At 69.9% G+C, this 19110-nt stretch carries 19 protein-coding genes and 1 tRNA gene; 8 read left to right on the plus strand and 12 right to left on the minus strand.

The window, feature by feature from the left end; genetic code table 11:
* Positions 1 to 58: 58 nt before the first annotated feature.
* From ACFCV8_RS01655 to ACFCV8_RS01675, 5 genes are all read right to left on the minus strand, one after another.
* On the minus strand, positions 59 to 1516 hold the full coding sequence (locus ACFCV8_RS01655; RefSeq protein WP_376683226.1) for a penicillin-binding transpeptidase domain-containing protein: 1458 nt from the start codon (positions 1514 to 1516) through the stop codon (positions 59 to 61).
* Positions 1513 to 2922 carry an FtsW/RodA/SpoVE family cell cycle protein gene (locus ACFCV8_RS01660; RefSeq protein ID WP_376683227.1) on the minus strand — a complete coding sequence of 470 codons (1410 nt, stop codon included), beginning with the start codon at positions 2920 to 2922 and terminating at the stop codon, positions 1513 to 1515. The genes ACFCV8_RS01655 and ACFCV8_RS01660 overlap by 4 nt, the downstream gene beginning before the upstream one ends.
* Positions 2923 to 2945: 23 nt before the next feature.
* Positions 2946 to 4457 carry a PP2C family protein-serine/threonine phosphatase gene (locus ACFCV8_RS01665; RefSeq protein ID WP_376683228.1) on the minus strand — a complete coding sequence of 504 codons (1512 nt, stop codon included), beginning with the start codon at positions 4455 to 4457 and terminating at the stop codon, positions 2946 to 2948.
* Between the two features lie 129 nt (positions 4458 to 4586).
* Entirely contained in the window at positions 4587 to 5105 is a 519-nt protein-coding gene (locus ACFCV8_RS01670) for an FHA domain-containing protein (protein ID WP_376683229.1), read from the minus strand.
* 10 nt (positions 5106 to 5115) lie between these two features.
* A complete protein-coding gene (locus ACFCV8_RS01675; RefSeq protein ID WP_376683230.1) occupies positions 5116 to 5976 on the minus strand; it encodes an FhaA domain-containing protein in 861 nt (286 codons plus the stop codon).
* A 316-nt stretch (positions 5977 to 6292) separates the two neighbouring features.
* Here ACFCV8_RS01675 and ACFCV8_RS01680 point away from each other — a divergent pair.
* Positions 6293 to 6375: transfer RNA gene (locus tag ACFCV8_RS01680), tRNA-Leu, on the plus strand.
* Positions 6376 to 6511: 136 nt separating this feature from the next.
* Here the strand turns inward: ACFCV8_RS01680 and ACFCV8_RS01685 are convergent.
* Entirely contained in the window at positions 6512 to 6958 is a 447-nt protein-coding gene (locus ACFCV8_RS01685; RefSeq protein WP_376683231.1) for a MarR family winged helix-turn-helix transcriptional regulator, read from the minus strand.
* Between the two features lie 85 nt (positions 6959 to 7043).
* On the opposite strand from ACFCV8_RS01685, the gene ACFCV8_RS01690 reads away from it, so the two are divergent.
* The 4 genes from ACFCV8_RS01690 to ACFCV8_RS01705 all read left to right on the plus strand — a co-directional run bounded on the left by ACFCV8_RS01690 (position 7044) and on the right by ACFCV8_RS01705 (position 11282).
* Complete coding sequence (locus tag ACFCV8_RS01690; RefSeq protein ID WP_376683232.1) at positions 7044 to 8210, plus strand: hypothetical protein; 1167 nt, start codon at positions 7044 to 7046, stop codon at positions 8208 to 8210.
* Positions 8211 to 8373: 163 nt separating this feature from the next.
* On the plus strand, positions 8374 to 9855 hold the full coding sequence (locus tag ACFCV8_RS01695) for a DUF2252 domain-containing protein (protein ID WP_376683233.1): 1482 nt from the start codon (positions 8374 to 8376) through the stop codon (positions 9853 to 9855).
* Positions 9856 to 9913: 58 nt separating this feature from the next.
* Positions 9914 to 10891, plus strand: coding sequence for a hypothetical protein (locus ACFCV8_RS01700; RefSeq protein WP_376683234.1), 978 nt, complete (start codon positions 9914 to 9916; stop codon positions 10889 to 10891).
* A 46-nt stretch (positions 10892 to 10937) separates the two neighbouring features.
* Entirely contained in the window at positions 10938 to 11282 is a 345-nt protein-coding gene (locus ACFCV8_RS01705; protein ID WP_376683235.1) for a rhodanese-like domain-containing protein, read from the plus strand.
* 34 nt (positions 11283 to 11316) lie between these two features.
* On the opposite strand, the gene ACFCV8_RS01710 is transcribed toward ACFCV8_RS01705, so the two are convergent.
* The 6 genes from ACFCV8_RS01710 to paaA all read right to left on the minus strand — a co-directional run bounded on the left by ACFCV8_RS01710 (position 11317) and on the right by paaA (position 16198).
* On the minus strand, positions 11317 to 12525 hold the full coding sequence (locus ACFCV8_RS01710) for an acyl-CoA dehydrogenase family protein (RefSeq protein ID WP_376683236.1): 1209 nt from the start codon (positions 12523 to 12525) through the stop codon (positions 11317 to 11319).
* A 94-nt stretch (positions 12526 to 12619) separates the two neighbouring features.
* The gene (locus ACFCV8_RS01715) at positions 12620 to 13678 is read right to left on the minus strand and encodes a 2Fe-2S iron-sulfur cluster-binding protein (RefSeq protein ID WP_376683237.1); all 1059 of its coding nucleotides are present in this window, start codon (positions 13676 to 13678) and stop codon (positions 12620 to 12622) included.
* On the minus strand, positions 13679 to 14185 hold the full coding sequence (gene paaD, locus ACFCV8_RS01720; protein ID WP_376683238.1) for a 1,2-phenylacetyl-CoA epoxidase subunit PaaD: 507 nt from the start codon (positions 14183 to 14185) through the stop codon (positions 13679 to 13681).
* Positions 14179 to 14880, minus strand: a complete 702-nt coding sequence (gene paaC / locus ACFCV8_RS01725; protein WP_376683239.1) for a 1,2-phenylacetyl-CoA epoxidase subunit PaaC — start codon at positions 14878 to 14880, stop codon at positions 14179 to 14181. The genes paaD and paaC overlap by 7 nt, the downstream gene beginning before the upstream one ends.
* Positions 14877 to 15167 carry a 1,2-phenylacetyl-CoA epoxidase subunit PaaB gene (gene paaB, locus ACFCV8_RS01730; RefSeq protein ID WP_352274089.1) on the minus strand — a complete coding sequence of 97 codons (291 nt, stop codon included), beginning with the start codon at positions 15165 to 15167 and terminating at the stop codon, positions 14877 to 14879. The genes paaC and paaB overlap by 4 nt, the downstream gene beginning before the upstream one ends.
* Positions 15164 to 16198, minus strand: a complete 1035-nt coding sequence (paaA, locus tag ACFCV8_RS01735) for a 1,2-phenylacetyl-CoA epoxidase subunit PaaA (RefSeq protein ID WP_376683240.1) — start codon at positions 16196 to 16198, stop codon at positions 15164 to 15166. The genes paaB and paaA overlap by 4 nt, the downstream gene beginning before the upstream one ends.
* Positions 16199 to 16326: 128 nt before the next feature.
* On the opposite strand from paaA, the gene ACFCV8_RS01740 reads away from it, so the two are divergent.
* From ACFCV8_RS01740 to ACFCV8_RS01750, 3 genes are read left to right on the plus strand one after another with little or no spacing between them, the layout of a single operon-like run.
* Complete coding sequence (locus ACFCV8_RS01740) at positions 16327 to 17088, plus strand: DUF5819 family protein (RefSeq protein WP_376683241.1); 762 nt, start codon at positions 16327 to 16329, stop codon at positions 17086 to 17088.
* Positions 17085 to 18335, plus strand: a complete 1251-nt coding sequence (locus tag ACFCV8_RS01745; protein WP_376683242.1) for an HTTM domain-containing protein — start codon at positions 17085 to 17087, stop codon at positions 18333 to 18335. The genes ACFCV8_RS01740 and ACFCV8_RS01745 overlap by 4 nt, the downstream gene beginning before the upstream one ends.
* On the plus strand, positions 18332 to 19021 hold the full coding sequence (locus ACFCV8_RS01750; protein WP_376683243.1) for a TrmH family RNA methyltransferase: 690 nt from the start codon (positions 18332 to 18334) through the stop codon (positions 19019 to 19021). Before ACFCV8_RS01745 ends, ACFCV8_RS01750 begins: the two co-directional genes overlap by 4 nt.
* Positions 19022 to 19110 lie beyond the last annotated feature (89 nt).

Consider the following 19110-nt stretch of genomic DNA (forward strand, 5'->3'; position numbering starts at 1 on the left):
GGACCTGATACCCGACCGGTATCCCCATGTGCAGATATGGCACCCGATGTGGCGGGCATCACTTCTTGCTGTCGATGACCGCCTTCATGACTGCCCGCGCGATCGGGGCGGCAAGACCGCCACCGGAGATGTCGTCACGGTTGGCCTGGCCGTCCTCGACGACAACGGCGACGGCGACCGGGGAGCCGCTGTCGGTCTTGGCGTAGGAGATGAACCAGGCGTACGGCTTCTCACTGTTGTTCAGACCGTGCTGGGCCGTACCGGTCTTTCCGCCGACTGTGACGCCGTCGATGAGGGCGTTGGTTCCCGTGCCGTTCTTGACGACGGTCTCCATCATCTGCTGGAGCTTCTGCGCGTTCTCACCGGAGAGGGGCTGGCTGAACTGCTCCTTCTCGTGGGTGTAGATCGAATCGAGGCTGGGCGTCTGGCGCTCGGCGACCATGTACGGCTGCATCAGCTTGCCGTCGTTGGCGACGGCCGCGGCGACCATGGCCATCTGGAGCGGGGTGGCGCGGTTGGAGGCCTGACCGATACCCGCCATGGCGTTCTGCGGACGGTTGTCCTTGGGGTAGGCGCTGGCGTCGGCGCGGACCGGGGTGAAGATCTCCTTGTTGAAGCCGAACTTCTCGGCCTCGTCCATCATCTTCTCGTTGCCCAGGTCGTCGCTGATCTTGCCGAAGACGCTGTTGCAGGACCACCGCAGGGATTCCCGGAGCGAGGCGTCCTTGCAGGGGATGTTGCCCTCGTTGTCGAGGTCCTGGGTGCTCAGCGGGAGACGCCAGGGCAGCGGCGAGTCCGTCTTGGCGTCGATGTCGGTGTACAGCCCGTTCTCCAGGGCCGCGGCGGCGGTGACGACCTTGAAGGTCGAGCCGGGGGGGTAGGTCTCGCGCAATGCCCGGTTGAGCATCGGCTTGTCCTTGTCCTTCAGGAGCTGCTGGCGGGCTTCCGAGTCCTTGTCGGAATTGCCCGCGAAGACCGACGGGTCGTACGACGGGGTGCTCACCAGCGCCAGGATCGCGCCGGTCTGCGGGTCGAGCGCGGCGACGGCGCCCTTCCTGCCGCCGAGCCCCTTGAAGGCGGCCTTCTGGGCGGCGCCGTTCAGCGTGGTGACGATGTTGCCGCCCTGCTTCTTCCCGCCGGTGAACATCGACAGCGTCCGGTTGAAGAAGAGCTGGTCGTCGTTGCCGGTGAGGATGCCGTCCTCGAGCTTCTCCAGCTGCGTGGCGTCGAAGGCCTGCGAGGCGAATCCGGTGACGGGCGCCCACATGGGGCCGTCCTTCCAGACCCGCTTGTACTTGAAGTCGCTGCCCTTGGTCTCGACGGACCCGGTGACGGACTTGCCGTCGACGATGATGTTGCCGCGCTCGTGCGCGTAGCGCTCGATCCTCACGCGGCGGTTCTCGTCGCGGCCGTTCAGCTCGTCGGCGCGGACGTACTGGAGGTAGTTGGTGCGTACGAGCAGGGCGAGGATGAGGACGCCGCAGAAGATCGCGATCCGGCGCAGGGGCTTGTTCACGGTCGGACCACCTGGGTCATCTCGGCGTCGGGTGAGGGGGCGGGGGCCGGGGCGGGGCGGCGGGCGGTGTCGCTGATCCGGATCAGGATGGCGATCAGCGCCCAGTTGGCCAGCACGGACGAACCGCCGTACGCGAGGAACGGCATGGTCATACCGCTGAGCGGGATGAGGCCCATGACGCCGCCGGCGACCACGAAGATCTGGATGGCGAAGGCGCCCGAGAGCCCGATGGCGAGCAGCTTGCCGAAGGGGTCGCGGGCCGCCAGAGCGGTGCGGACACCACGCTCGATGATCAGGCCGTAGATCAGGAAGACGGCCATCATCCCGGCCAGGCCCAGTTCCTCGCCGACGGTCGCGAGGATGAAGTCGGCGTTGGCGGCGAACATGATCAGGTCCGAGTGGCCCTGGCCGAGTCCGGTGCCGAGCGTGCCGCCGGACCCGAAGGCCATCAGTGACTGGGCGAGCTGGTCGCTCTGCGCCCAGGTCGCCTTGGAGAACGGGTCGAGCCAGGCGTTCACACGCTGCTGCACATGGGACTCGAAGGACGCCACGCCCACCGCACCGGCCGCGGACATCAGCAGACCGAAGACGATCCAGCTGGTCCGCTCGGTGGCGACGTACAGCATGACCACGAAGAGGCCGAAGAACAGCAGGGACGTACCGAGGTCGGTCTCGAAGACCAGGATCAGGATCGACAGGGCCCAGATCGTGATGATCGGACCGAGGTCGCGGCCGCGCGGCAGGTACATCCCCATGAAGCGTCGGCTGGCCAGCGCCAGCGCGTCACGCTTCACCATCAGATAGCCGGAGAAGAACACCGCGATCAGGATCTTGGCGAACTCTCCCGGCTGGATGGTGAACGGGCCGAGGCTGATCCAGATCTTCGCGCCGTTCACCGCCGGGAAGAACATCGGCGCGATCAGCAGGACCAGCGCCACGGCCATCGAGATGTAGGTGTAGCGCTGAAGGATGCGGTGGTCCTTGAGAGCCACCAGCACCGCGACGAAGAGAGCGATGCCGATGGCCGAGTACAGCAGCTGCTTGGGGGCGTCGGGGCTGTACTTCCCGTACGCGAGCTCCGCGCGCTGGATCAGGCGCTGTGACTGGTCCAGTCGCCAGATCAGCACCAGCCCCAGCCCGTTGAGCAGGGTCGCCAGCGGCAGCAGCAGCGGGTCCGCGTACGGGGCGAACTTGCGCACCACGAGGTGGGCGACGCCGCCGAGCAGGATGAGTCCCGCTCCGTAACCGAACATGCCGGACGGGAGCTTGCCGTCGATGGCGAGCCCGACATTGGCGTAGGCGAACACAGAGATGGCGATGGCGAAGCCCATCATCATCAGTTCGGTGTTGCGACGGCTCGGTGCGTCGATCGCGCCGATCGTGGTCGTATTGGTGACAACGCTCATGGTGCTGAAGGCCCCCTACGGCTTTACTGCTTACCGCACTGCGGGACCAGCTTCTTCTCTTCCTCCGAGAGGCTGGGACCAGGAGTGGCAGTCGTTGCTTTCGGCTTGGTCTTGGTGTCCTTGGACGTGGACGACGTCTTGGGGGCGTCTGCGTCGATGCCGCCGGACTTGCCGGTGTCCGGGCGGGCATCGCTCTCCGCCGCCGCGCGTCGCTGGGCGTCCTTCTTGCAGGCGGACGCCTGGACCGCGAGCTCGGCGATCTTCTCGCGGGCCGCGGCGAGGTTGCCCTCGGGGATGGTCGCCTCGACCTGCTTGCGCTGATAGGGCGGGAGGTACTTGAGTTCGATCTCGGGGTGGTTCTTCTCGACCTTCGAGAGCGAGACCCACGCCAGGTCCTGGCTGATGCCGCGGAACAGCGCGACGTTTTCGTTCGTCGTGCCCACGTAGAACTGGTTCTGCGTCCAGCGGTAGCCGCCGTAGAGGCCGCCGCCGACGACGGCGAGCGCCAGCACGGTGTAGAACGACCGCTTCAGCCACTTGCGGCCGCCGCCGGGCTTCACGAAGTCGTCGTCGGTGTACGAGTCGAAGGAGCCTTCCGGCGTCTCTCCGTACGCGCCGCCGTCACCGCTGCCGGGCGGGCCGAAGCCCCCCGCGGGCGGCGGTACGGGACGGCCGAGGCCGGCCGCACGTCCGGCGGGGGTCTGCATCGCGGCCGTGCTCTCGGCGGCGGCCATCTGCGCCGCCTGGTTCTCGGCGACCGCGCCGACGACGACGGGGGTGTCGTTGAACTGCGAGGCCATGGTGTCGTTGCCGTCGACGTCGAGGACGTCGGCGACGATGCAGGTGATGTTGTCGGGGCCGCCGCCGCGCAGGGCGAGCTGGATCAGCTCGCCGATGGTCTCCTGGGGGCCCTGGTAGCTGGCGAGCGTCTCCTCCAGGGTCTGGTGGGAGACGACACCGGACAGCCCGTCGGAGCAGATCAGGTACCGGTCGCCGACCCGGACCTCACGGATGGAGAGATCGGGCTCGACCCGGTCACCGCTGCCCAGCGCACGCATCAGCAGCGCGCGCTGCGGGTGCGTGGTGGCCTCTTCCTCGGTGATCCGGCCCTCGTCGACCAGCCGCTGCACCCAGGTGTGGTCCTGGGTGATCTGGGTGAGGACACCGTCGCGCAGCAGGTACGCGCGGGAGTCGCCGACGTGGACCAGGCCGAGGCGCTGACCGGTCCAGAGCAGGGCGGTGAGCGTGGTGCCCATGCCCTCGAGCTGGGGGTCCTCCTCGACCATCACGCGCAGCTGGTCGTTGGCCCGCTGGACCGCCGTACCGAGCGAAGTGAGGATGTCCGAGCCCGGGACGTCGTCGTCGAGCTGGACGAGGGTGGAGATCACCTCGGAGCTGGCGACCTCACCGGCCGCCTGTCCGCCCATGCCGTCGGCGATGGCGAGAAGGCGGGGACCGGCGTAGCCGGAATCCTCGTTGCCCTCCCGGATCATCCCCTTGTGCGATCCGGCTGCGAAGCGCAGGGAAAGACTCATGCGCACCTCGCCTGTCGGCTCCGGGTACAGCCGGTCTCGAGCCACACTGCCCACCCTCCGGTCGGGAGCCGGACGGTGTCCGTTGCCCGGACTGCCCCGGCTCGCTCGCTCCGCTCGCTCATTGTCGTACTACTTCCGCAGCTCGATGACGGTCTTGCCGATCCGGATCGGCGCGCCCAGCGGAACAGGCGTCGGGGTGGTGAGGCGGGTCCGGTCGAGATACGTGCCGTTGGTGGACCCGAGATCCTCGACGATCCACTGGCCGTCACGATCGGGGTAGATCCTGGCATGCCTGCTGGACGCGTAGTCGTCGTCCAGCACGATCGTCGAATCGTGCGCCCGGCCCAGCGTGATCGTCTGCCCCTGGAGCGCCACCGTGGTGCCGGTGAGGCTGCCTTCGGAGACGACCAGCTTTGTGGGAGCCCCCCGCCGCTGGCGGCCGCCCGACTGCTGGCGCTGCTGAGGCGGCGCAGTGGCGTTCTGGCGCGTCTGCGAGGGACGTGCGTCGTTCGCGGTGCGGCGTGAGCCGCGCTGCGTGACACGCGTTCCGAACAGATCGCTGCGGATGACCTGTACGGCCACGATTACGAATAGCCACAGAACAGCCAGGAAACCTAGCCGCATGACCGTCAGGGTCAGCTCTGACATTGCCCCCGCTTCACCCTTCGGCTTGCCGGTAAACGATGGTGGTGCTGCCCACGACGATCCGCGAGCCGTCGCGGAGCGTAGCGCGGGTGGTGTGCTGCCCGTCTACCACGATGCCGTTGGTAGACCCGAGATCCTGGATCGTCGAGGGCGTTCCGGTCCGGATCTCACAGTGCCGACGCGATACGCCGGGGTCGTCGATCCGCACGTCGGCGTCGGTGCTGCGGCCCAGCACCAGCGTCGGGCGGGAGATCTGATGGCGGGTGCCGTTGATCTCGATCCAGCGTCGCACCTGCGCGTTGGGCAGGGGGCTGGGCCCGGCCGGCGGGTGCCGGTCGGCGCTGGACGCTCCGGGCCTGGCGCCCGGGGGCGGGCTCGGAGGCATGGGCGGGGGGGAGCTGGGCGGGTAGCCGTAGCCGCCGCCGGTGGTGGGCGGCTGCGGGCGGCCCGGTGCCGCGTGGGGCGGCTGGCCCCCGCCCTGGTGAGCCTGCTGCGACGAACTGGACGCCAGGGTGCGGCTGCGCACGCGGTAGAGCCCGGTGTCGAGGTCGTCGGCCTTCTCCAGGTGGACCTTGATGGGGCCCATGAAGGTGTACCGCTGCTGCTTCGCGTAGTCGCGGACCAGCCCGGAGAGTTCGTCGCCCAGCTGGCCGGAGTACGGGCTGAGCCGCTCGTAGTCGGGCGTGCTGAGTTCGACGATGAAGTCGTTGGGGACGACGGTCCGCTCGCGGTTCCAGATCGTTGCGTTGTTGTCGCACTCGCGCTGGAGAGCGCCGGCGATCTCGACCGGCTGGACCTCGGACTTGAAGACCTTGGCGAAGGTGCCGTTGACCAGACCTTCGAGACGCTGCTCGAAACGCTTCATGACTCCCATGGGGCACCTCCTCCGTTGTGGTCGTCCCTGTACTGCTTACTGATCGTATCCACGCGTCGGGAAATCGGCTGGTTCCCCTTGTCTGCCCTGTGGATGAGTGTCACCTCTCACACGGATCGTAGAGGCGGCCTCCTCACAGTGTCCCGCACGCGGGGTGCACACGGGAGGAGTGGGGGCGGCCGCCCGGCGTTCCCGTTTCCCTTCAGTCGACCGGTGAAACAACGGATGTGAATCCACCCCGTCCAGCGTGCTAATCTTCCGGATGTCGCCAGGCAATCGCACCGAAACGGTGAGAGAGCTTGGAAACACCACTCTTGCGCGAGTGGCGGAACGGCAGACGCGCTGGCTTCAGGTGCCAGTGTCCTTAGGGACGTGGGGGTTCAAATCCCCCCTCGCGCACAAGTAAGAAGCCCCACAGGCCCAACGGCCTGTGGGGCTTCTTCGTTCCCGGGTCAGATTTGTTTCACGTGAAACGTCTGATTCAGGCGACCTGTGATGGTTGTGTCCCATGTAACCATCTGCAGGCTTCTGTGCTCTATGTGGTGGTGTCGCCAGCCGAGTTGTAGCGCAGCAGGTACTCCGCGAACCGGGCGAGATCTTCTTCCGCCCAGTCCGCGAGGCGTTCGCGGTAGGCGGTGCGACGGCTGGTCTGGGTGGAGGCGAGGGCCTGGGTGCCCGCCTCGGTGGGGTGCAGAACCTGGATCCGGTGGTCGTCCGGGTCGGGGTGGCGCTCGACGAGCCCCAGTTTCTCCAGGGTGCCGATCTGTCGGCTGACCGTTGATTTGTCCAGCATGTAGTGCGCGGCCAGATCCGTCGCTCGACAGCCGTTCCGGTCCTCGATGTGGGCCAGCAGCGTGTACGAGACCAGGGGGAGCTCCGGATGGAGGCGGGCCGCCGTGGCCCGCGCGCGGCGGGCGAAGGCCGTCAGTTCTCGCTGGATGACGTCCAGCGCCGCTTCACGTTCCTCGGGTGTACCCGGCACTCTTCGGCCTCCGTCTCGCGATCCCGATTTCAGTTGTATAGTACAACGAGTTATAGGTTGTAAAACACAACTACTGGAGTTCCGCATGTCCGCAGGCCCGGGTGCCGCCCCTGGCTCCACCGCCGCCGCTCTCCGCCATGTGCTGGGCCATTTCGTCACGCCGCTGCTGATGTGCATCGGTATGGGGCTCGCCTACCTCGGGGCCTTCCACGCCCCGGAACCGCACGGTCTCCGGGTGGATGTGGTCGGATCGGGGCCGAGGGCCCAGGTCCTCGCGCAGACGCTCCAGGACAAGAGCGACGGGGCGCTGAGCGTGCGGACCGTTCCGGACCGGGCCGCCGCCGTGGACGACCTGAGGACACAGGCGAGTTACGGCGCCTACGTGCCCGGCAAGCACCCCGAACTGCTGGTGGCCAGTGCGTCCTCCGAGACCAGTGCCACGGTGGTGGAGAAGGTCTTCACCGAGGTCGCCGCGGAGCAGGGCGACCCGCTGAGGGTGACGGACACGGCGCCGACCGCGGGCGGCGACCCGACCGGCCAGGGCATCTTCTTCCTGCTGGTCGCGCTGAGCATCGGCTCGTACGCCTCGGTCGCGGTCATCGGGGGCGCGGGCGCCGTGCTGGCATTGCGGATCAGGGCCGCGCTGGCCGTTGCCGCGTCGCTGGTGGTGAGCGTGATCGGCGTGGTGTTCGCGGGGCCGCTGTTCGGTCTCGTGGACCAGGGACTCGGCGGCCTGTGGGCGATGGCCTGGCTCTACTCCGCGGGCATCCTGCTGATCGGCGTCGGGCTGCACACGTTCCTCAAGCGCTGGACGACACTTGGCCTGATGGTGCTGTTCGTGATGCTCAACTTCACCAGCTCGGGCGGCATTTTCCGCCCTGAACTGCAGCCGGGATTCTTCGCCTCGCTGCACTCCTTCTGGAACGGCGCCGGCTTCGTCGAGGGGGTGCGCAGCCATGTGTACTTCGGCGGGCACGCGCTCGGCGGCCACGTATTGGTGCTCGTGTTCTGGCTCGTGGCGGGTCTGGTGCTGATGGGCCTGGCAGGAATGGCCGAATCGAAGCGGCGGAAGGCCGCGACCGCGGCTGGTGGCTCGGTGGCTGCCCCGGTGGCGGCGACGGCCGAGGCGGCGGGGGCGGCGGTGGCTGTGAAGGCCGGAGAGGCAGGCGAGACCGATAGGACAGATAAGACGGGTGAGACGGGCGAGGCCGCCGAGATCGAGGAGGAACTGGAGGAGGCCGTCGGCGTCTGACGGTGATGGTCCTGACCGGAGCGAGCTGTTGTCCACAAGGTGCGGGACAGGTTTTCCACAGGGGTGAGCGGCTTTCCGCGGGCGGCGGTACCTTCGTCGGCATTGATCTGCGACGGGGCGTCGGGCCAGGAGCGCAGGGCGAGTGCGGGGGAGGCTGTGCGCCATGGGTGACAGCGGAGTGGCAGCGCCGGTTCGGCGTGCGGGTGCGGGTGCGGGTGCGGGTGCGGGTGCGGGTGCGGGTGACTCGCGCATTCCGGTCGTGCCTGGATTCGCGCGGAGGGCGGTCGCGGCGGGCGGGGGCGAGGCGCGGCCGCCGAAGGGTGCCGGCAAGGCACTGCGCAGGCGGGTGCCCCGGGCCTCGCACGCGCGCCTGGACCTTCCGGCGGGGCGGCCCGACGCGGTGCGGGCGGTGGAGGAGTCGAGCCGGGGCAGGGTGCCCGATCTCGCCCCGATCCGGGTGGGACGGATGGCGGCCACGCCCTTCGCCTTTCTGCGTGGCTCGGCCGGGCTGATGGCCCATGACCTGGTGGGCACGCCGGTCAGCGGGGTGGGTGCGCAGCTCTGCGGCGATGCGCACGCGGCCAATTTCGGACTGTACGGCGATGCGCGGGGCAGTCTGGTCATCGATCTGAACGACTTCGACGAGACCGTGTTCGGCCCGTGGGAGTGGGACTTGAAGCGTCTGGCCGCCTCGCTGGTGCTCGCGGGGCGCGAGGCGGGGGCGGACGAGGAGACCTGTCGGCAGGGCGCGTACGACGCGGTGGGGGCGTACCGGCGGACGATGCGGCTGCTGGCCAAGCTGCCCGCACTCGACTCCTGGAACGCCATCGCGGACGAGGAACTGGTCTCGCACACGGACGCACGGGATCTGCTCGGAACTCTGGAACGGGTCTCGGAGAAGGCCCGGAAGAACACCAGTGCCCGCTTCGCGGCGAAGTCCACCGAGGACTCCGCGGACGGCGGACGCCGTTTCATCGACGCGCCGCCGGTGCTGCGGCGGGTGCCGGACGGTGAGGCCGCGGCGGTCGCGGCCGCGCTCGGCGACTATCTGGGCACGGTCTCGGAGGACCTGGTTCCGTTGCTCGCCCGGTACGCGATACACGACGTGGCGTTCCGGGTGGTCGGCACGGGGAGCGTCGGCACCCGGTCGTACGTGGTGCTGCTGCTCGATCACCGGGGTGAGCCGCTGGTGCTCCAGGTGAAGGAGGCACGGCCGTCCGTACTGGCTCCGTACTTGCCGGCCGTCGGCTTCGACGTGCCGCGGGCGGCGCACGAAGGGCGTCGAGTGGTGCTCGGGCAGAGGCGGATGCAGGTTGTCAGCGACATTCTGCTGGGCTGGGCGACGGTGCAGGGACGCCCGTTCCAGGTAAGGCAGTTCAGGAACCGCAAGGGGAGCGTGGACCCGGCGGCGCTGGCGGCCGACCAGGTCGACGACTACGGCCGGATGACGGGTGCGCTGTTGGCGCGGGCCCACGCGCACAGCGCCGATCCACGGCTGATCGCGGGCTACTGCGGCAAGAACGACGAGCTGGACGAGGCGGTGGCGGCGTTCGCGGTGACCTACGCGGACCGTACGGAGGCGGATCACGCCGAGTTGGTGCGGGCGATAGGTTCCGGGCGGATAGCCGCCGAGCTGGGCGTATGAGCGGCACCTGAACGACCGGGTGTGCCCGGGACGTCGGCCGGGGCCATACGCTGGACGGGTGACCCACGAAGCCGCCGGGGTGCCGACCACCCGGAACGACGATGCCCCGAACGACGACGACCGGCAGGACGAGCCGTTCGAGCGGGACGGTGGGCCGGCCGCTGCCGGTCCCCGGTCCGGCGACGAGGCCGCGAGCACCGAGGCCGGAAGCGCGGATGCCGGGAGCGCCGGTGCGGGGAGTGCGGGCGGCCGGGACGAGGGGGAGCGGCCCGAGGCGCGTCTCGCGAGGGCGGTCCGGGCGGCGGAGCAGGCGCTGATCGAGTTCGAGATCGCGGTGGAGACCTTCCGGGTCGAGGTCGAGAACTTCTCGCGCCTGCACCACCAGAAGCTCGGCCCCATGTACACCCGGCTCGACGAGCTCGATGCTCAGATCGCGGAGGCCAGGGCCGCCAGGACGGGCGACCCGGAGGACATCCGCAAGGCGCGGGAGGCCCGTGCGGTCGTCATGCCGATGCCCGGGGTCGATGAGCTGTTCCACGACTGGATGGACTCCGACGGGCTGTCCCCCGAGGCCGCGGCGATGCTGACGGAGCAGCCGGTCCGGCCGCCCAAGCGGGTCCGGCCGACCGAGGAGGCGCGCAGGCTCTACCGCGACCTGGCCCGCAAGGCCCATCCGGACCTGGCGCAGGACGAGACGGAGCGGGCCCGCCGGGACGAGTTCATCGCCCGGGTGAACGCCGCGTACGGGCGGGGCGACGAGGAGCTTCTGAGCGAGCTGGCGAAGGAGTGGGAGGCGGGCCCGGCCGCCCCGGAGGCCGATCTCGGCGAGGCCGAGGAGCTCTACGCCCGGCTGAACTGGCTGACCCAGCGCAAGGAGCTTCTGACGGTCCTCGCCCAGGACCTGGAGGAGAGTGCCATCGGGGCCATGCTGCGGATGGCGCCGGACGACCCCGACCGGCTGCTCGAGGAGATCGCCGAGCAGCTGCTGGGCGAGGTCGCGCAGCGCGAGGCGGAGCTGGCGGCCATGGTGCAGTAGCGTTCCGGGTGACTCAGGTGCGTACGTACGAGAGAAGGCATGACCCATGAATTTCGCCCCGCTGCCCTCGGTGGACGTCGCGGCGGTTCCGTCGGACGGTTTCGTGCTGGACGTCCGGGAGGACAACGAGTGGGCGGCCGGGCACGTCGAGGGCGCTCTGCACATCCCGATGAGTGACTTCGTGGCCCGCTTCGGTGAGCTGACCCAGGCCGCCGAAGACGGTCGGCGCGTTCATGTGATGTGCCGGGTCGGCGGCCGGTCGGCCCAGGTCACCCAGTACCTGGTGCAGCAGGGCATCGACGCCGTGAACGTCGACGGCGGGATGCTCGCCTGGGACGGTGCCGGGCGCCCGATGGTCACGGACAACGGCGCCTCGGCCTTCGTGCTCTGAGCGGGCTGGAGCGTCGCTGGGCGCCCGTTCCCCGTCAGCCGAGGAGGTGCGCGGCCAGCAGGTCGCCCAGTGCCTCCTCGTGCGCCGCTGACGGGCCGAGGGACAGCTCGATCTGCTTCGCCCAGGCGTGGAAGCGGTGCAGTGGGTAGTCGGTGTCCGCGCCGAATCCGCCGTGAAGGTGCTGCGCCGTCTGCACGACCCGGCGTACGCCGTCCGACGCCCAGATCTTCGCCACCGCGACATCGCCCTCGGCGGGCAGTGTCCCGCCGGCCCCGGTGGAGATGCGCCAGGCCGCCTGCCAGAGCGTCACTTCCATGGCCCGCAGGTCGATGTACCGGTCGGCGGCCTGTACCGCGACGGACTGGAACGTCGCCACCGGGAATCCGAACTGCTCGCGTTTTCCGGTGTATTCGCTCGTCATGGCGAGCACGGCCTCACCGAGGCCCAGGGCGAGCGCGCACGTCCCGGTGGTGAGCAGGGCGCGCAGCCATTCCCAGGCCCCGGGACGGTCGATCAGGGTGCGGTCGCCGACCCGTACGGACTCCAGCCGGACCTCGGCGAACCGTTCACCGGTGGTGGATACCTGCTCGGCCAGGGTGACGCCGTCCTGGTCTGGCCGGACCAGGGCGATGACGGCCCGCCCCTCGGCGGTACGGGCCGGAACGGCTATCCAGTCCGCCGCGTACGCCCACGGCACCGCCGTCTGCGTCCCGTCGAGGACCCAGCCGGTCCCGTCATCCGCGGCGGCTCCGCCCGTCGCGGCCGGTCGCGCCGCGGTCGCCTCCATCGTGGTCGCCTTCGCCGCGGTCTCCGGGCGGGCCGTGACGGCGCGCTCGGCGGGGTCGTGGCCGGAGCGGCCGTTGGCCCCGACGGTGAACACCAGCTCGCCCCGGCCGGCCCGGGGCAGCAGCTCGGCGGCCAGCTCCGGGTCCCCGTACCTATGGAGCGCCGTCGCGACCGCGCAGGTCTCCAGCAGCGGCACCCGCGCCAGTACCTTGGCGGACTCGCGCAGCACCAGGCAGAGCGCGACGGGGTCGAGCCCCGCACCGCCGTGCTCCGGCGGCAGCGTGAGGCTCAGCAGATCGGCGGAGGCGAGCCGCGACCACAGCGGGCGGTCGATGTCCTCGGCCACCGCACCCGGTACGAGGGCGGGGCTGGGAACCCCGTCCGGTGCGACCCCCGCGAAGACCGCTCTCGCCGCCTCCGTGGCCGCCTGCTGCTCCTCGGTGAAGGTGAAGTCCATTGCCCTGGCCTCCCGCTGACCGACGCCCCTGCCCGAATCTGACGGATCGTCAACATAGAACAGGTTCTACGAGAAGGGAACAAGTGGCGGGGGGTCAGCGGTCGAAGTCCAGCTCCACCTCCGGGGTGGCGGGATGCGACTGGCAGGCCAGCACATAGCCCGCGTCCGTCTCCTCGGGCTCCAGCGCGAAATTACGGTCCATCCGCACGTCGCCCGAGACCAGGAAGGCCCGGCAGGTCCCGCACACCCCGCCCTTGCAGGCGTACGGCGCGTCGGCGCGGCTGCGCAGGACGGTCTCCAGCAGCGATTCGCCGTCCTCCACCGGCCAGCTGCCGGAGCGGCCGTCCAGGGTGGCGGTGAGTCTGCTGTGCGTGGGCGCCGCGGTCCGCGGGCGGGTGTCCGTGCCCGGGCCGTCGTCCACATGGAAGATCTCCTGGTGGACGCGGGTCCGGTCGACGCCCAGACCGCGCAGTGCCTGGTCCGCCGCCCGGACCAGCCCGAACGGCCCGCACAGATACCAGCCGTCCACCTCGTCCACCGGGAGCAGCGCGGGCAGCAGTGCGGTGAGGCGGCCCTCGTCCAGCCGCCCGGAGGGCAGGCCCGCCTGCTGCTCCTCCCGGGAGAGCACCGTGACCAGCTGGAACCGGTCGGGATAGCGGTCCTTGAGGTCGGCGACCTCGTCCAGGAACATCGTCGAGAGCGCTGTCCGGTCGCTGCGGATCAGGCAGAAACGGGCTTCGGGCTCACGCGCCAGCAGCGTGGTGGCGATGGACAGGACCGGCGTGATCCCGCTGCCCCCGACGACCGCCGCGAAGTACCCGGGGCGGGGCGCCAGCACGAAGCGGCCCATCGGGGGCATCGCCTCGACCAGGTCGCCGACGGCGAGTTCCTTGAGGGCGTACGTGGAGAACCTGCCGCCGTCGACGAGCCGGATGCCCACCCGCAGGACCGGCTCGTCCGGCTCCTCGGTGGCCGGGGAGCAGATCGAGTACGAACGGCGGATCTCTTCGCCGTCGGCCGTGTACCGCACATTGAGGTGCTGACCCGGCTTGTGGCGGAAGGTCTCGCGCGACTCGGGCGGCACGGCGAGGGTGACGGCCACCGAATCGTCCGTGAGCCGTTCGATCGTGCGGACCCGGAGCGGATGGAACATCTACAACTCCTTGAAATGGTCGAACGGTTCGCGGCACGACACGCAGCGGCGCAGCGCCTTGCAGGCGGTGGAGGAGAACCGGCTCAGCAGCTCCGTGTCGGTCGAGCCGCAGTGCGGGCAGCGGACCGAGAGGGTGAGCGGCACCGGCCCGCCGGCGTGGGCCGCGGTGCCGTGCGGACGCGGGGGAGCGATGCCGAACTCGGCGAGCTTGCGCCGCCCTTCCGCGCTGATGTCGTCCGTGGACCAGGCCGGTGAGAGCACGGTGACCACGGAGACCTCCGGTATGCCGTGTTCGTGCAGCACCTTCTCGATGTCGCGGGACATGGCCTCGATGGCGGGGCAGCCGGTGTAGGTCGGGGTGAGGTGCACGGTGACCTGGCCCGGGGCGACGACGTCCACGCCCCGGAGCACTCCCAGCTCGTCCAGGGTCAGCACGGGCAGCTCGGGGTCGGGGACGGAGCCCGCGAGGCGGCGCAGCTCCTCCTCCAGGAGCGTTTCGGTCACCATGACGCCCCCGGGTGGCTGCGGTGCAGGTGCTGCATCTCGGCGAGCATGCGCCCGAAGGGCTCGGTGTGGATGCCCTGGCGTCCGGCCCCCGCCGCCCACGCCCCGGACCGAGGGCCGGTGGGCAGGGTCAGGGCGGCCTGCTCCAGCACCGCGGAGACGGACTGCAGCCAGTCGCCGTCGAGCGACTGCCAGTCGATGTCGATTTCCTCGACCGGCTCGAACAGCTCGCCGGTGAATCGCCACAGGGCGTCCACGGCGCGCTGCATCCGGTCATGGCTCTCGTCCGTGCCGTCACCGAGCCGGAGCGTCCAGTGCTCCGCGTGGTCCTGGTGGTAGGCGACCTCCTTGACGGCCTTCGCCGCCAGACCGGCGAACGCGCCGTCGCCGGAGGCCAGCCGCTCGTACAGCAGCCGCTGGTAGGTGGAGAAGTAGAGCTGGCGGGCGATGGTGTGGGCGAAGTCGCCGTTGGGCTGCTCGACCAGCTGGACGTTGCGGAAGGCCCGTTCCTCGCGCAGATACGCCAGCTCGTCCTCGTCGCCGGCCAGGGAGAGGAGCACCCGGGCCTGGCCCAGCAGGTCCAGGGCGATGTTGGCCAGGGCCACTTCCTCCTCCAGCACGGGGGCGTGGCCCGCCCACTCCCCCAGCCGGTGCGAGAGCACCAGCGCGTCGTCGCCCAGGGCGAGGGCCGCGGTCACAGGTGCTTCACCCCTTCCGGGATCTCGTAGAACGTCGGGTGGCGGTACGGCTTGTCGCCGGCCGGTTCGAAGAAGGAATCCTTCTCGTCCGGTGAGGACGCCGTGATCTGTGCGGAGGGCACCACCCAGAGGGAGACGCCCTCGGAGCGGCGGGTGTACAGATCGCGCGCGTTGCGCAGGGCCATCTCGGCGTCCGGTGCGTGCAGGCTGCCCGCGTGGGTGTGGGAGAGGCCGCGGCGCGAGCGCACGAACACCTCCCACAGGGGCCATTCGGTCGAGCTGCTCATGCTGTCGCCTCCTCGTTCCCGATGGGACTTCCGGTCCTCACCGCTGTCCGTTCCGGTGTGTGCTTCTCGGCGTAGGCGGCCGCCGCCTCCCGCACCCAGGCACCCTCCTCGTGCGCCCGGCGGCGCTGACCGAGGCGCTGCTCGTTGCACGGGCCGTTGCCCTTGAGGACCTCCTGGAACTCCGCCCAGTCGATCGCGCCGAAGTCGTGGTGTCCGCGCTCCTCGTTCCACCGGAGGTCCGGGTCGGGGAGGGTGAGGCCGAGCGATTCGGCCTGTGGGACGCATATGTCCACGAAGCGCTGGCGGAGCTCGTCGTTGGAATGCCGCTTGATCTTCCAGGCCATCGACTGCGCGGAGTGGGCGGACGCGTCGTCCGGCGGGCCGAACATCATCAGGGACGGACACCACCAGCGGTTCACCGCGTCCTGCGCCATCTCGTGCTGCGCGGGGGTGCCCTTGCCGAGGGCGAGCAGCAGCTCGTACCCCTGGCGCTGGTGGAAGGACTCCTCCTTGCAGATGCGGACCATCGCCCGTGCGTACGGGCCGTAGGAGCAGCGGCACAGCGGCACCTGGTTGGTGATCGCGGCACCGTCCACGAGCCAGCCGATCGCGCCGACGTCCGCCCAGGTCAGCGTCGGGTAATTGAAGATCGACGAATACCTCTGGCGGCCGGCGTGGAGCTTGTCGAGCAGCTCCTCGCGGCCTGTGCCGAGGGTTTCGGCCGCGCTGTAGAGATACAGGCCGTGGCCCGCCTCGTCCTGCACCTTGGCCATCAGGATCGCCTTGCGGCGCAGCGAGGGCGCACGCGTGATCCAGTTGGCCTCCGGCTGCATGCCGATGATCTCGGAGTGGGCGTGCTGGGCCATTTGCCTGACCAGGGAGGCCCGGTACGCATCGGGCATCCAGTCACGTGGCTCGATGCGCTCGTCCGCCGCCACCGCGGCGTCGAACGCCGCCTGCAAGGCCTCGTCCGCCCCCGCGGGCCGGCCCGCTTCCGCCTGCGCTGTCTGGTCCGCAGCCACTGCCACCATCCCGGGCTCCCTACCGACCGATCGTTCGGTTCAATGTCTTCAATGGTGAGTCGGCGGCCCGTAGGGTGTCAACCCTGTGGATAACTGACCGGGGATCGACGGGGATCGTCGACGGGGATCGGGGCGGGATGGATTCGTACGACGGCCTGGGCGTCGAGAGCGGGGACGGGCCTGAGGGACCGGGATCCGAGCAGCGCGAGAAGGACGCCTCGGACGCAGGTCAGGAGCCCGAACCAGGCCCTCGGAGCGGCATGGCCGGCCTGTCGCTCCCGTACCAGATAGTCGCCGCGCTCGCGCTGTCCGTGATCGGGCTGGTCGCCTGTGGGCAGCTGGCCATGGTCTTTCTGCACGTCGCCCCCTCCAACACCCTGACCAAGCAGCACGGCGAGGCGGTCGACGAGTGGATCTACCCGGAGTTCGAGCAGAACTGGAAGCTCTTCGCCCCCAATCCGCTCCAGCAGAACGTCGCGCTGCACGTGAGGGCTGAGATAGCCGGTCCCGACGGCGTCCGTACGACCCGCTGGATGAGCCTTTCGGCCGAGGACGGCAAGGCGATACGCGGAAACCTCTTCCCCAGCCACGTCAATCAGAACGAGCTCCGCCGCGGCTGGGACTTCTACCTCAATTCCCACGACAACGAGGACCGGGCCAACGGCCTGCGCGGCGAGCTCTCCGAGCGCTACATCCGCCGCATCGTGATGCTCCGCCTCGACGGGCACGACTACGGCGGAACCGTCCGGCGCGTCCAGGTCCGCTCCGAGACCCGGTCGGTCGCGGCACCCCCGTGGAGCACCGAGAAGATCAGTACCGAGCCGTCCTACCGGGTCCTGCCGTGGTGGACGGTGACCGACGCGGACCTGCCCGCGAACGCCGAGGGGGCCGACAAGTGACCACGCCCGCCCTCGGCCGCCGGGCCGACCACAGGATCGCCCGCGCCATCCAGCGCGTCACGTCCACGGCCTTCGGTCCGTACCAGAGTGCCGTCATCCGGATCGGGTTCTCGGCCACCTACCTCTTCTTCCTGCTGCGCGAACTGCCGAACCGCCACGAGCTGTACGGCCCCGACGCCCCGTGGCGCTGGGACATGGCGCAGCAGCTGATCTCCAACAACCAGGCGTTCTCCGCGCTCATGTGGTCGGACAGCGCCGTCTGGTTCGAGATCGTGTACGCGATCGTGCTGATCTCCGCCGCGCTGCTGATGGTCGGCTGGCACACCCGGGCCATGTCCGTCCTGTTCATGGCGGGGGTGCTCTCCGTCCAGAACCGCAGCATCTTCATGGGGGACGGCGGCGACAACGTCATCCACATCATGGCGATCTACCTGGTGCTCACGCGCTGCGCGCGGGTCTGGTCGCTGGACGCCCGGCGGGCGGCGCGCCGGGAGCGGGCGGCCCGGGAGAATCCGGAGCGCCCGGTGCGGGGGGACGTGACCGGTCCCGTGCTCTGGGTCGTGCTCGGCGCGGTGCTGGTCGTCGCCGGTACGACGAACGGGCTCGGCGGCACCTGGTGGCTGCCGACGCTTCTGTGGATCGTGTGGGTCGGCGAGGGCGCCTGGTGGTTCGTGAACCGTTACGCGCCGCACAGCCAGTCGCGCGTCCTGCTCGACGTCATCGCCAACCTCGCGCACAACGCGACCCTCGTCGTGATCATGGCCGAGGTCTGCCTGATCTACGCCACCGCGGGCTGGTACAAGATCCAGGGATCGCGATGGCAGGACGGCACGGCGCTGTACTACCCGCTCAGGCTCGACTACTTCACGCCGTGGCCGTGGCTGTCGGACATCCTCGCCTCCAACGGTGTCATGGTGATGCTGATCACGTACGGCACGGTCGCCGTCCAGGTCGCCTTCCCGTTCACCCTGTTCAACCGGCGGGTCAAGAACGTGCTGCTCGTCGCCATGATGTGTGAGCACGCCGGTATCGCGCTGCTGCTCGGACTGCCCTTCTTCTCCATGGCGATGATCGCCGCGGACGCCGTCTTCCTGCCGACCGTCTTCCTGCTCGGGCTCGGCTCCCGGGTGACCTCCGTCCGGGAGCGGCTCTTCCCCGGCCGGGTCGGCGTCCCCGCCCCGCGGCGGGACGGTGCCGCCGAGGAGGCTCCGCAACGCGACGACGGGGGCCATACGCTCGTCGGGTGAGCAGGAACGAGAGCGGTAGCACGGACAGCAGGGGCGACGCGGAGCCGGCACAGTACGACGACGGCTTCGGGCCGGAGATCGGCGTCGGGCCGCACCCGCTGCCGTGGCCCGCGGACGAGCGGTACGACCCCGAGCTGCTCGCCCACGGCGACCGGCGCAATGTGGGCGACGGCTACCGGTACTGGACCAGGGAGGCGATCGTCGCCGATCTGGATCCGCGGCGGCACGACTTTCACGTCGCGGTGGAGAACTGGGGCCACGACTTCAACATCGGCTCCGTGGTGCGCACGGCGAACGCCTTCCTCGCGAAGGAGGTCCACATCGTGGGCCGGCGGCGCTGGAACCGGCGCGGCGCGATGGTCACCGACCGGTACCAGCATGTGCGCCACCACCCCGACACCCGGTCGCTGACCGCGTGGGCGCGGGCCGAGGACCTGCCGATCATCGGCATCGACAATCTGCCGGGGTCGGTACCGCTGGAGCGGACCGAACTGCCGCGCCGTTGCGTCCTGCTCTTCGGGCAGGAGGGGCCGGGGCTGACCGAGGAGGCCCGTGAGCACGCGGCGATGGTGTGCTCGATCGCGCAGTTCGGTTCGACGCGGTCGATCAACGCGGGCGCCGCGGCGGCCATCGCCATGCATGCGTGGGTGCAGCGGTACGCGGAGATCCCCGGGGCGGTCGAGTAGAGCTGCCCGGCCGATCACGGCCGGGCCGCGGGGCGCGGTGCCATAGGGAAGGGAGGGGCGGGGCCGATTCCGGTCGGCCATGCCCCAGT

Source organism: Streptomyces sp. NPDC056347 (genome assembly GCF_042262625.1).
Lineage (GTDB): Bacteria > Actinomycetota > Actinomycetes > Streptomycetales > Streptomycetaceae > Streptomyces.